Origin of the sequence: Mycobacterium ulcerans subsp. shinshuense (assembly GCF_002355775.1) — a bacterium.
Classification (GTDB): domain Bacteria; phylum Actinomycetota; class Actinomycetes; order Mycobacteriales; family Mycobacteriaceae; genus Mycobacterium; species Mycobacterium marinum.
In genome coordinates this window covers 1,461,142-1,473,995 of the sequence record NZ_AP017624.1, presented here as the reverse complement: position 1 = coordinate 1,473,995, position 12,854 = coordinate 1,461,142, and the positions used below count along the sequence as shown (strand labels likewise).

Here is a 12,854-nt window from a genome sequence, read left to right as displayed (position 1 = left end):
GGGTGCCTACTGTAGCCGATCACCAATGCCGCGGGTAGCTAGCACATCAGCGCTTTTTGACCGACTTCGGCGGCTTGGCGCCGCGGCCCTGCCGACGCGCGGCCTCACGTCGCTCACGCCGGCTGCCACCCGCGGGTACTCCGGCCGGGGTCTTGGCCGCGCCACCACCATTGCGCTGCACCTGCGCCGAGCCGTCCTCGGACGGTCCGGAATATGTCAGAGCGGGCGACTCGTCCTCAATCCCCTTGGCGCGCAACCTACTCGGCGCTTCTTCGCGCGCCGCCGCAGTCTTGCGGCCAGCGCCCCCCTCCTGGGCCGCGGCCGCGGCCGCGGTGGCAAATTCGGCCAGGTCTTCGGGCTCGGCGACGGGAGCGACCTCAACCTGCGGGGCCGGGACCGCCTCGACACTGACGTTGAACAGGAATCCGACCGATTCCTCTTTCATGCCGTCAAGCATGGCCATGAACATGTCGTAGCCTTCGCGCTGGTACTCGACCAGCGGATCGCGCTGCGCCATCGCGCGCAGGCCGATGCCCTCCTTGAGGTAGTCCATCTCGTAGAGGTGCTCACGCCACTTGCGGTCGATGACATTGAGCAAAACGTTGCGTTCCAGCTGGCGCATCGCGCCCTCGCCGGCCAGCTCCTCGAGCTCGGCTTCTCGTGCCGCATAGGCCTGGTCCGCGTCTTGCAGCAGGGCTTCGAGCAGTTCATCACGAGTCAGGTCGTCGCGATCGGAGTCTTGGTCGCGCCGCATCAAGGTGTCGGTTTTGATGCCCACCGGGTACAGCGTCTTCAGCGCCGTCCACAGCGCGTCAAGGTCCCAGTCCTCGGCGTAGCCTTCGACGGTCGCACCGTCAACGTAGGCGGTGATGACGTCGGTGAGCATGTCCTTGGCCTGCTGCTGCAAATTCTCGCCCTCGAGAATGCGGCGGCGCTCGGCGTAGATGACCTTGCGCTGCTGGTTCATCACCTCGTCGTACTTGAGGACGTTCTTGCGCACCTCGAAGTTCTGCTGCTCGACCTGGGTCTGGGCGCTCTTGATGGCCCGGGTGACCATCTTGGCTTCGATCGGGACATCGTCGGGCAGGTTCAGCCGGGTCAGCAGCGACTCCAGCGCGGCGCCGTTGAACCGGCGCATGAGCTCGTCGCCCAACGACAAGTAGAAGCGCGACTCCCCGGGGTCACCCTGGCGGCCGGAACGGCCGCGCAGCTGGTTGTCGATGCGCCGCGACTCGTGACGTTCGGTGCCCAGCACGTACAGGCCGCCGGCCTCGATCACCTCGGTGGCCTCGTCGCGGGCCTCCTCCTTGACCTTGGGCAGTTCTTGGTGCCAGGCCTGCTCATACTCGTCGGGGGTCTCCACCGGATCCAGACCGTTGTCGCGCAGCCGCTTGTCGGTCAGAAAGTCGACGTTTCCGCCCAGCACGATGTCGGTACCGCGGCCGGCCATGTTGGTGGCGACCGTGATCGCTCCGCGCCGGCCCGCCTCGGCGATGATGCCGGCCTCCTGCTCGTGGTACTTGGCGTTGAGCACGTTGTGCGGGATGCGCCGTTTGGTGAACTGCCGGGACAGGTACTCCGAGCGCTCCACGCTGGTGGTGCCGATCAGCACCGGTTGGCCCTTTTCGTAGCGCTCGGCGACATCGTCGACCACCGCGATGTACTTGGCTTCCTCGGTCTTGTAGATGAGATCCGACTGGTCTTCGCGGACCATCGGCCTGTTGGTCGGGATGGGGACCACACCCAGCTTGTAGATCTCGTGCAGCTCGGCCGCCTCGGTCTGGGCGGTACCGGTCATGCCGGCATGCTTGTTGTAGAGGCGGAAGTAGTTCTGCAGCGTGATGGTCGCCAGCGTCTGGTTCTCGGCCTTGATCTCGACGTGCTCCTTGGCCTCGATCGCCTGGTGCATGCCTTCGTTGTAGCGCCGGCCGATCAGCACCCGGCCGGTGAACTCGTCGACGATGAGCACTTCACCGTTGCGGACGATGTAGTCCTTGTCGCGGTTGAACAGCTCCTTGGCCTTCAGGGCGTTGTTGAGGTAGCTGACCAACGGCGAGTTGACGGCCTCGTAGAGGTTGTCGATGCCGAGCTGGTCTTCGACGAACTCCACCCCGAGCTCATGCACCCCGACGGTGCGTTTACGCAGGTCGACCTCGTAATGGGTGTCTTTTTCCATCAGCGGTGCGAGCCGGGCGAACTCGGTGTACCAGTTCGAGCTGCCGTCGGCGGGACCCGAGATGATCAGCGGGGTGCGGGCCTCGTCGATCAGGATGGAGTCGACCTCGTCGACAATGACGAAGTTGTGCCCGCGCTGGACGCAGTCGTCGAGCGTGTGGGCCATGTTGTCGCGCAGATAGTCGAAGCCGAACTCGTTGTTGGTCCCATAGGTGATGTCGGCGTTGTAGGCGACACGACGTTCCTCCGGCGTCATCTGGGCCAGGATCACGCCCACGTCCAGCCCCAGGAAGCGGTGCACCCGGCCCATCCACTCGCTGTCACGTTTGGCCAGATAGTCGTTGACGGTGACGATGTGCACGCCCTTGCCGCCGATGCCGTTGAGGTAGGCCGGCAACACCGAGGTCAGGGTCTTGCCCTCACCGGTCTTCATCTCGGCGACGTTGCCCAGGTGCAACGCGGCCGCACCCATCAACTGGACCTCGAACGGGCGCTGGTCGAGCACTCGCCATGCGGCTTCGCGCGCCACCGCGAAGGCTTCAGGCAGCAACTCGTCGAGGCTCTCGCCTTCGGCGTGCCGCTTCTTGAATTCGTCGGTCTTGGCCCTCAGTTCGGCGTCGGTAAGCTTCTCGACGTCTCCGGACAATGATTCGACATAGTCAGCGACCTTTTTGAGGCGCTTGACCATGCGACCTTCACCAACGCGCAGCAACTTCGACAGCACAGCAATGTCCCTTGTGGGTAGGAGTCTTCTTCGGTTAGGCGACTCCCATCGTAGGTGACGACGCGGTAATGGCCGGTGATCGTCAGTCGAGCCCGGTCACGACAGTCGGATCAACCCGTAGTCATAGCCGTGCCGGCGGTACACCACGGTTGGCCGCTCGGTCTCCTGGTCGAAGAACAAGAAGAAGTCGTGTCCGACGAGTTCCATCTCGTAGAGCGCATCATCGACCGACATCGGCTTGGCCGGGTGTTCCTTGGTGCGCACGACCCGCCCGGGCTGGTGGTCCAACACCGCCCCATCATGTTCGTGCGGCTCGGCCGGCTCCGCGGCGAAAGCCATTTCGGGCGCTGTCACCGTCGCGGTCGCCTCGGCTACCGAAACCGGGGTCTTGTCGCCGTAGTGAACCTTGCGCCGGTCCTTGGTGCGCCGCAGCCGGCTCTCAACCTTGACCACCGCAGATTCCAGGGCGGCGTAGAAGCTGTCGGCGCAGGCCTCGCCGCGCACAACCGGCCCCCGGCCGCGCGCGGTGATCTCCACCCGCTGACAAGACTTGCGCTGGCGACGGTTGCGTTCGTGGTCGAGTTCGACGTCGAACAGGTAGATGGTTCGGTCGAACCGCTCCAAGCGGGAGAGTTTCTGCGAAACGTAGGTACGGAAGTGGTCGGGAATCTCGACGTTGCGGCCTTTGAAGACGATCTCGGCGGTCGCTTGCGGTTCCTCCGGTTGACCGGATTGTGCCGGCGCCTGGTCCAGAACCTGGTCGGAATCCACAGTTAGCCTTGTCATTCGTGACAACTCGTTTCTCTTTTCACGTCGCACGCGCCCTGCGTGCCCGGCTTTCTGATACGCGCCGACGGGGGTTGGAGCGGTTTGGAGCAAGCACCGCCGCAGGCTGCCCGCCGGAGCAAGATGTCGAGTAGCTCACCTCCTACCGCGGGTATTGCTGGAACCTAGGAGAATCGACCGTGAGTCTTCTCATTGAGTCTGAAATCTGCTCTCGACGTTAGCTGGTGTTTGCCCTACCGTGCCACCTAATTGGCACACGTGTTGTGTGTTCTTCACCGTCTCTTGGCAGATTCATCGGGTTGCGCGGATGCGTTGACATTCACGGCTTTCGATTCGCCCCATCACGCCGCCGCGATGGTCAGCACGGCGGCCACCCGAACCCCGGCGGCCCGCAGCACCCGAACCGACTCCCGCACCGTCGCCCCGGTCGTCACGACGTCGTCGACGACGACGATTTCGGTGCCCAGTCGCTGTCCCTTCAGCATCAGCACGCGGCCCGCGGCGTTGCGTTCCCGGGCCGAGCTACCCAGGCCCACCGAGTCGCGAGCCAGTGCTCTCATCCGCAGCGCCTGGACTACGGCGATGTCAGGGTGAGCCGCCACCGCCGCGTCCGCGATCCGGGTGATGGGGTCCCCGCCCCGGCGCCGCGCCGCGGCACGCCTGGTCGGTGCGGGCACGAGCGTCAGCGGGGTGCCGACGATGCCCCAGCACAGCAGCCGATGGACACCGACGGCCAGCGCCCGGGCCAACGGCGCCACGAGGTCGCCGCGACCGCGTTCCTTCAGGGCCAGGATCGCGTGGCGCCGCGCACCCGCGTAGCGACCCAACGCGAACACCGGCACCTGCGGGTCGGCCCGGGGGCTGACCACATGCGGGCGGGTGGCGGCCACCGCGAGCTCGGTGGCGCAGGCAGCGCACCACCGCGTCGATGGGGCTCCGCAGCCGCCGCATTCCAGCGGCAAGACGAGGTCGAGCACGAAAGAAGTGTCGCCGCTCGGGGTGACATCCGAGGCCGGCGTTCAGTCCGAGCCGCGCAACAGGGAGGGCCAACTGAAGCTGAGCGCTCCCTGGCTCAGCCGGGTGATCAGGTCCTCTAGGTGCCGCAGCGGCAACTCCATGCGCCACTCGGGCAGCAGCGCAGACAGCTGCAGTGCATCCAGTCCGAGGTTGACGTGGGTGATCAGCAATCCGTGCGGCAGTGGCGGCAGCGGTACCTGGTAGGCGGGCATCCGGGCCGGCAAAGACCAGCGTCGGCGTCCGGTCATCACGGCGCGGGGTCGCAGCCACAGCGTCGTCCCCACCACGTCGGCGTCCACCTCCAGTCCGCCCCACTCGGGCCGGCGCGACCAGCGCAGTCGGGCGGTCCCATCCTCGGACAGCTCGCTGCGCAGCTGCGGAGCCACCTGCTGCAGCACCTCGTCGAAGATCGCCGCCGGCAGCACCGAGGACAACTCGACCGGTGCCGCCACCACCATCGGTGGTACCCCCGGGCGGATGTGCACGTTGCGCAGGACCGCGACCGCGCTCTGCAGCCGCTGCTCATCCCAGCTGACATCCCGGGCGGCCACCCGGACCTCGCCGAGCTGCCCGACGGCAAGGCCCTGCGGGTCCAGCGCGGAGTCCAACTCGGTGACGGTGAGCACCACGTCCTGGTCGCCCATGCGCACGGTGACTTCCTTGCCGACAAGCAGTTGCTGCAGCGTCATGAACAGCGTCCGGTATGGCATGGCGACGACCTGGGCGGCTCCCGCGGTCACCGACTGCAAACCGGTTGATGACCATAGCGAGCCCAGCATTTCCAGCGCGCGGAACGGATCATCCCAACGCAGGAAAGGAACTTTGGGCGACATCGGAAAGCGACTCCTCACTACGAGGGTAGTTGGCCCGCCCGGCCCGGCGCAGCCCAGCGGTTATCCCGGCAACACCGGCGCCGCCCCGGCCACCATCAGGCCGGGCACTTCCGCCCAGCTCTGTTGGCCTTCGGCGGATGAGGCCGAGTACATTATCACCCCTTGCGGTCCGGCGACGTACACCGTCGAGGGGTTGGCCGCGATGGCGAACAGCGGAATCTGCAGACCGCGCGCCGGCGCATCGGAATTCACTCCGTCCAGGTTCACATACGACACCGGATGGCCGACGTCGTTACGGGTCACCACGATGTCATCGCCGGTTCGCCAGGACAACGAGACCACCGAGGTACCAAGCCCAAAACCCAGCCGCCGCGGGTAGGTCAGGGCGAACTGGCCGGCCTGGGTCTGCTCGACGCTGGACAGAATCACCCGCCCGTCAATCACCATCGCCGCGCGGGTGCCGTCCCGGGAGAGCTGCAGATCGGTGATCGCCCCGGGGAAGCGACTGGACACCGCGGTGGAGTCGACGGGAATCCGGGCCGGCTGTCCGGACGCAGGTTCTTGGATCGCGCGCAGCACATTGTTGGTGTCGACCACCACCCAGACCGCGTCGTCGAGCGACCAGCTGGGCCGCGACAGATTGTGGCCGTCGGCGGCTTGCACCGCCTCGGCGCCGAGCTCACCAATCCACAGTGAGGCGGCCACGTCGGGGGCGCCGCGCCGCAGCGTCACCACCGAGGCCACCAGGCGACCGGTGCGTGACAACGCCGCACCGGTCTGGTCCCCCATCCGACCGAAGGCTCCCCCGACGGTAGTGATCCGCTGTCCGTCCAGCGCCACGAGTGACCCCCCCACCAGGGCGTGCAGTCCCGCCCCGGCTCCGTCGGCTACCCCCGGGTCGGTGGCGGCGACATCGGAGGTGGTCCACCCTTCGGCGAACCGGTCATCCAGCGGGGCACCGTCGGCGTTGATCACATAGGGCCCTCGGATGTCCGCTCGGGCCAACGCCCAAATGATCTGCGCGGCCAGCAATTGCCGGCTGTGCGGATCGGTGGTGGACAGCTTCTCCAGGTCGATGCGCGCGCCACCGTATCCCTTGCCGATGCCGCTCTTGCCGCCATCGGCCCGCGTCACCGGACCGCGCAGCCGCAACGGCGGCGCCAGCAGGTTGCGCACCGAATGCGCCATCTCCGGACGTGGGCCGGCCAGCAGCTTGGACACCAGCTCGGTGGCCAGCTGGTCATGGTCGGACACGGCAACATAGCGTGGGTCGGGAACCACCGTCTTGCCGGTCGGGTCCGCGAAATACAGCGTGTTGCGCTTGTAGGTGGATTGGAATTGCTGCCAGTCCAGGAAGACTCCGTTGGGCAGCCGATCGATGCGCCAGCCGCCGGAGGTCTTGACCAACTCGATCGGCCCCGGGTCGGGTAACTCGCCTTCGGCGGTCTCGAAGACTCCCATATCGGACAGTGAGCCCAGGATGTCTGCCCGCATGGTCGCCGAAACCCGTTCGGCGCCACGGGTTTCCACGAAGACCACGTGGTCGATCAGCAGGGCGCTACCGGCATCGTCCCACGCGTTGGAAGCCGACTGGGTGAGGAACTGCCGCGCCGCCAGATGCCGGTTGGCCGGATCGGCCGTGGCTTTGAGGAATTCCCGCAGCAGCACGTCAGGATCCATGCCCGGGATCGGCTCGGGCAGATTCGACGGCGCCGGACGCTCCACGGTGCCGATGGCTTGTGGAGCTGATGAACTCGGCACGCTCGCGCAGCCACCGAGCAGCACAGCCGCGAACACCAGGGCAAATACCGACCGAACCATCGTCGGAAACTCCCGCATCAGCCGCTCCACTCCGCGTGCTCACGGGGGCGCAGGCGGTCGGTGTGCTCCAGCGCATTCGGTTGCGCCGCCGGTTGCGGGATCGGCTTCATGGGCAGCGGGCTGGTAGTGACCTTGTGGCCCCGAACCAGCGGCAAGGTCAGCCGGAAGCAGGCACCCTGGCCGGGTTCGCCCCAGGCTTCCAGCCGGCCCTGGTGCAGCCGCGCGTCCTCGACGCTGATGGCCAGACCCAGCCCGGTGCCGCCGGACCGGCGCACCCGGGACGGATCCGCCCGCCAGAAGCGGCTGAACACCAACTTCTCCTCGCCGGGCCGCAGTCCCACGCCGTAGTCGCGGACGGTGACCGCGACGGTATCTTCGTCGGCGCCCATCCGAATCCGCACCGGCTTGTGCTCGGCGTGATCGATGGCGTTGGCAATCAGATTGCGCAGTATCCGTTCCACCCGGCGCGCATCGACCTCGGCGATCACCTCGCTGTCCGGCATCTCCACCAACAACTCGATGCCGGCCTCCTCGGCCAGGTGACCCACGTTGCCGAGCGCGCTGTTGACGGTGGTGCGCAGGTCGACCGCCTCAACCGACAGCTCGGCCACACCGGCGTCGTGGCGCGAGATCTCGAGGAGGTCGTTGAGCAAGGACTCGAACCGGTCCAGTTCGTTGACCATCAACTCGGTGGAGCGCCGCAGCGTCGGATCCAGGTCGGCGCTGTGGTCATAGATCAGGTCGGCGGCCATCCGGACCGTGGTCAGCGGGGTGCGCAGCTCATGACTGACATCGGAGGTGAACCGACGCTGCAGGTTGCCGAACTCCTCGAGCTGGGTGATCTGACGAGACAGGCTTTCGGCCATGTCGTTGAACGACAGCGCCAACCGCGCCATGTCATCCTCACCACGCACCGGCATCCGTTCGGACAGGTGTCCCTCGGCGAAGCGCTCGGCGATCCGCGATGCGGACCGGACCGGGACCACGACTTGACGCGAGACCAGCAACGCGATACCGGCCAGCAGGACCAGCAGTACCAGGCTGCCGGTGGCCATCGTGCCGCGCACCAGCGTGATCGTGGCCTGCTCATTGGCCAGCGGAAAGATCAGGTACAGCTCGAGATTGGCCACCCGCGACGACGTCGGGGTGCCGACGATGAGCGCCGGCCCGGAGAAGCCATCGGTATGCACGGTGGCGTACTGATATGCGGCCTGCCCCGCCTTGACGAAGCCGCGCAATGCGCTGGGCACCTGGTCGACAGGGCCGGCCGCGGAGGCAGCGCGCGGACCGTCACCCGGCACCATCAGCACCGCATCAAACGCACCGGCCTGACCGGCACCCGAGGCCGGATCGGTCTTCGAGGTCAAAGTGTTGCGGGCAAGCTGAAGACTGCTGTCCAGCGAGCGGGTCTCCTCGCCGTTGACTATTCCGCTAACGGTGTTGCGGGCCCGCTCGATCTGGTCGATGGCGGCTTTGACCTTGATATCGAGCACGCGGTTGGTGACCTGACTGGTCAGCACGAAGCCCAGCGCCATGACGACAGCCAGCGAAAGCCCCAGCGTCAGCGCCACCACGCGCAGTTGCAGCGACCGACGCCACGCAACGCCAACGGCTCGGCTCAACGCGCTCAACCCGCGCGTCATCGGACCGGAACGCCCCCAGCGACCCCGCATGCGCCGTCGCGAGCCCCAGATCACTGGCACCGATCCTCAGCATCGCCGCGCTCTGCATCGTCGCCGGTGCAGATCACGGAGGTCCGGCCTTGTAACCCACTCCTCGAACGGTCAATACCACGGTCGGGTTCTCAGGGTCTTTCTCAACCTTGGCCCGCAGACGCTGGACATGCACGTTCACCAGGCGGGTATCCGCCGGGTGCCGGTACCCCCACACCTGTTCGAGCAGCACATCACGAGTAAACACCTGGCGCGGTTTGCGTGCCAACGCAACGAGCAGGTCGAACTCCAGCGGCGTGAGCGAGATCTGCTCGCCGTTGCGAGTGACCTTGTGCGCCGGCACGTCGATGTCGACGTCGGCGATGGACAGCATCTCGGCGGGCTCGTCGTCGTTGCGGCGCAGCCGCGCCCGCACCCGGGCCACCAGCTCCTTGGGCTTGAACGGCTTCATGATGTAGTCGTCAGCGCCAGACTCCAGGCCGAGAACCACATCGACGGTGTCGGTCTTGGCGGTCAGCATCACGATCGGCACCCCGGAATCGGCGCGCAGCACCCGGCACACGTCGATCCCGTTCATCCCGGGCAACATCAAATCCAACAGCACCAAGTCCGGGCGCAACTCGCGCACCGCAGTCAGGGCCTGAGTACCGTCGCCGATGACCGCGGTATCGAAACCCTCCCCACGCAACACAATGGTGAGCATCTCCGCCAACGAAGCGTCGTCGTCGACAACCAGAATCCTTTGCCTCATGGTGTCCATGGTGGCACCAGATTGGGACAAAACTGGCGCACCACACGGGCGTTTCGCGCTTGATTAGGGCAAATACCCCTCAATTTCCCCCCTCTGGGGCCGTCGGCGACATCAATGTCGCCGCCAGAGCCCCCGGATCGACGTCCGCGTCGACAACCAGCCACCGACCACCCCAGCCCGCGGCGGCCAGCTCGGCGTACACCGAGCCGGTGCGCTGCTGCAGCCCATCGTCGCGTTCGTAGCTGTCGCGGGGCCGGCCCGGGTCGCTGCGGGCCCGCCCACGCGACCTCTCGCCGGCCAGCTCGACGGGCACCGCGAGCAGTACCTGCCAGTCCGGTTCGGGCAGCCCGAACCGCTCATACTCCATCCGCCCCACCCAGGCCACAGCTTCCCCCGCCGAGTCCTGATGCAGGCGCGCCGCGCTGTAGGCGGCGTTGGACGCCACGTAGCGGTCCAGAATCACCACCTCGTAGGCCAGACACAAGCCGTGGATCTCGTCGACCGCGGCGGCGCGGTCCAGCGCGAACAGCGTCGCCATCGCGAACACCGAGGACGCGAGATCGCCGTGCTCGCCGTGTAGCGCCTCGGCCGCGATATCGGCCGTGACCGAGTTTCCGTAGCGCGGGAAGGCCAGCGTGGCCACCGATCTTCCGGCGGCTTCGAACTCCTTGCGCAGACCCTCGGACAAAGTTCGCTTGCCCGCGCCGTCAACGCCTTCGATCGCGATCAGCACGGCATCAGCCTATTGCGCGCCGTGCGGCACTTCTGCGGAGCATGTCGGTGCCCATCCGCACGGTCAGTGAATCGGCCCTGACTTGACGTTCTAGGCGTTGAACAAGCCTGATACCTGGTTACCCAGGTTCCCGAACCCCGAATTGAAGGTCTCCAACAACCCCGGGGTGAAGGTGCCCGCATTGAAGAAGCCGGAGATGAACGTCCCGGAACTGTTGACGAAGCCCGACATGAAGCCGGGGTTGATGCCCTCGGGGCCGGTGTTGCGAAAGCCCGAACTAAACGAACCGGCATTCAGGAAACCGGATCCGAAGTTTCCGTGGTTCTCGAAGCCCGAAGAGCTCACGGTGCCGCCCTTTATGTTGTCGCCGGAATCGAAGCCCGAGTTACCGACGCCCTGGTTAAAGGCGCCCGATTGGTTGACGCCCCCTTTACCGAATGGGCCATCGAAATCATTGGAGAAGCCCGAGTTCACCACCGGCTGATCAAAGGGACTGAACGCGCCGGTATTGAGGTTGCCCGCATTGAGGATGCCGGTATTCGTGCCGCCGGAATTTGCGTAGCCCGTATTGATGCTGCCCGAGTTCCAGTCGCCGGTGTTGGTGCTGCCGCCGTTGAAGCTACCGAAGTTGGCGGTGCCGGCGTTGAAGAAGCCGGTGTTGGTGTCACCGGAGTTGAACAGACCGGTGTTGGTGTCATTGAACAGGCCGGTGCTGGTGTCACCGGAGTTGAACAGGCCCGTGTTGGTGTGACCCGCGTTGAAGTAGCCCGTGTTGGTGGAACCCGAGTTTCCCCAGCCGGTGTTGAGTGTCCCCGAGCTCCCGACACCCGAATTGAACTCCCCCGAGGTGAAAAATTCCGTGCTCAGCGGCCCAACTCCCAAGCCCGAGTTCGCGATGCCGATGTTCTTGTCGCCGGAGTTGAAGAAACCGACATTGTCGTTGCCGGAGTTGAACAGGCCGATATTTCCGTGGCCACTGTTCAGGGCTCCGGCGTTGTTGATTAGCAGGCTTGTGAGCTGGGTTGATGATCTTTGGTGCCGCGCTATTGGGGCCGGAGTGTAGGCACGGGCTATCTGGAGAACGATCGAGTTGGTTACTGTTCGTCGTTGGTCTGGAGTTGCCCGTGCCTACCGTTTCAGTATTGCCTGTGTCGTCGGTTCCAGAGGTGTTCGACCGCTGGAGTCCTGGTGGGCGCAGCGAGCTCATCGGATCGGAGTTTCTCGATGTGTTGGCCTCGGTGCCAGACCCGAGGGGCCCACGCGGTCGGAGGTATTCGCTGATGGCTTTGTTGGCGATCGCGGTTCTGGCCACTGCCGCGGGGATGCGCGGCTATGCTGGTTTTGCCACATGGGCGGCCACCGCTCCCGATGATGTGTTGGCCCAATTAGGGGTCCGGTTCCGGCGGCCCAGTGAGAAGACCTTCCGCGCTGTTTTGTCTCGGCTAGACCCCGCCGACCTCAACGCCAGGATGGGCAGTTACTTCACTGCACACGTGGCCAGCAGCGACCCCAGTGGATTGGTGCCGATCGCGTTGGACGGCAAGATGCTGCGTGGTGCTTTACGTGCCAAAGCGACAGCCACGCATCTCGTGTCGGTGTTCGCCCACCGTGCCCGATTGGTGCTCGGTCAACTCGCTGTCGCCGAGAAAAGCAATGAAATTCCCTGCGTACGTGCCCTGCTCACGCTGCTGCCGGGTAGCTTGCGGTGGCTGGTCACCGTGGATGCGATGCATACCCAGGTCGTCACCGCGAAGTTGATCTGCGCCACCTTGAAGTCGCACTACCTGATGATCGTCAAGTCCAACCAAGCCAAAATACTTGCGCGTATCACCGCGCTGCCCTGGGCCGAGGTGCCCGCAGCCGCTACCGACGACTCCCGCGGCCACGGCCGTGTCGAGACCCGCACCCTGCAAATCATCACCGCTGCACGAGGAATCGGCTTCCCCTACGCAAAACAAATCATCCGGATCACTCGTGAACGCTTGATCACCGCCACCGACCAGCGCAGCGTGGAGGTGGTCTATGCCATCTGCAGCCTGTCGTTCGAGCACGCCCGCCCTACCGCGATCATGACCTGGATGCGTCAACACTGGGGAATCGAGAACAGCCTGCACTGGATACGCGACGTCACCTTCGACGAAGACCGTCAAAGGGCACATACCGGAAACGGCGCACAGGTCCTAGCAACGCTACGCAACACCGCGATCAATCTGCACCGCCTCAACGGCGCCGACAACATCGCCGAAGCCTGCCGGATCACCGCTTTGACCGCCAACCGCCGCCTAGACCTCCTCAATCCACAATTCCCCAGCTCACAAGCCTGCTAATCAACAACGCCGGA

Annotated in this window: 9 protein-coding genes and 1 pseudogene; 1 reads left to right on the top strand and 9 read right to left on the bottom strand. The window is 65.5% G+C overall.

The genetic code is table 11. The features are described from left to right. Positions 1-46: 46 nt before the first annotated feature. From secA to SHTP_RS06715, 9 genes and pseudogenes are all read right to left on the bottom strand, one after another. Positions 47-2,899 carry a preprotein translocase subunit SecA gene (gene secA / locus SHTP_RS06755; protein ID WP_096370134.1) on the bottom strand — a complete coding sequence of 951 codons (2,853 nt, stop codon included), beginning with the start codon at positions 2,897-2,899 and terminating at the stop codon, positions 47-49. Between the two features lie 96 nt (positions 2,900-2,995). Next, a complete protein-coding gene (gene hpf / locus SHTP_RS06750) occupies positions 2,996-3,685 on the bottom strand; it encodes a ribosome hibernation-promoting factor, HPF/YfiA family (protein ID WP_011740530.1) in 690 nt (229 codons plus the stop codon). A gap of 341 nt (positions 3,686-4,026) precedes the next feature. Continuing rightward, complete coding sequence (locus SHTP_RS06745) at positions 4,027-4,662, bottom strand: ComF family protein (protein ID WP_086085449.1); 636 nt, start codon at positions 4,660-4,662, stop codon at positions 4,027-4,029. Between the two features lie 42 nt (positions 4,663-4,704). Then, positions 4,705-5,535, bottom strand: a complete 831-nt coding sequence (locus tag SHTP_RS06740) for a hypothetical protein (RefSeq protein ID WP_096370133.1) — start codon at positions 5,533-5,535, stop codon at positions 4,705-4,707. 60 nt (positions 5,536-5,595) lie between these two features. Next, positions 5,596-7,356 carry an MtrAB system accessory lipoprotein LpqB gene (lpqB, locus tag SHTP_RS06735; RefSeq protein WP_096372356.1) on the bottom strand — a complete coding sequence of 587 codons (1,761 nt, stop codon included), beginning with the start codon at positions 7,354-7,356 and terminating at the stop codon, positions 5,596-5,598. A 17-nt stretch (positions 7,357-7,373) separates the two neighbouring features. After that, positions 7,374-9,053, bottom strand: coding sequence for an MtrAB system histidine kinase MtrB (gene mtrB, locus SHTP_RS06730; RefSeq protein ID WP_012393168.1), 1,680 nt, complete (start codon positions 9,051-9,053; stop codon positions 7,374-7,376). Between the two features lie 49 nt (positions 9,054-9,102). Next, entirely contained in the window at positions 9,103-9,789 is a 687-nt protein-coding gene (gene mtrA / locus SHTP_RS06725) for a two-component system response regulator MtrA (RefSeq protein WP_015354856.1), read from the bottom strand. 70 nt (positions 9,790-9,859) lie between these two features. Next, positions 9,860-10,513: a dTMP kinase gene (locus SHTP_RS06720; RefSeq protein WP_012393166.1), complete on the bottom strand. Its 654-nt coding sequence runs from the start codon at positions 10,511-10,513 to the stop codon at positions 9,860-9,862. A gap of 90 nt (positions 10,514-10,603) precedes the next feature. After that, positions 10,604-11,509: pseudogene (locus SHTP_RS06715) on the bottom strand (pentapeptide repeat-containing protein); the annotation flags it as partial. A 128-nt stretch (positions 11,510-11,637) separates the two neighbouring features. On the opposite strand from SHTP_RS06715, the gene SHTP_RS06710 reads away from it, so the two are divergent. Beyond that, the gene (locus SHTP_RS06710; protein WP_420872956.1) at positions 11,638-12,840 is read left to right on the top strand and encodes an ISAs1-like element IS2404/ISMul1 family transposase; all 1,203 of its coding nucleotides are present in this window, start codon (positions 11,638-11,640) and stop codon (positions 12,838-12,840) included. The last annotated feature ends 14 nt before the right edge of the window (positions 12,841-12,854 follow it).

Excerpts from the sequence above, each read along its gene's own strand:
- hpf (WP_011740530.1), bottom strand. The coding sequence starts at position 3,685 with ATGACAAGGCTAACTGTGGATTCCGACCAGGTTCTGGACCAGGCGCCG.
- SHTP_RS06740 (WP_096370133.1), bottom strand. The coding sequence starts at position 5,535 with ATGTCGCCCAAAGTTCCTTTCCTGCGTTGGGATGATCCGTTCCGCGCG.
- lpqB (WP_096372356.1), bottom strand. The coding sequence starts at position 7,356 with ATGGTTCGGTCGGTATTTGCCCTGGTGTTCGCGGCTGTGCTGCTCGGT.
- mtrA (WP_015354856.1), bottom strand. The coding sequence starts at position 9,789 with ATGGACACCATGAGGCAAAGGATTCTGGTTGTCGACGACGACGCTTCG.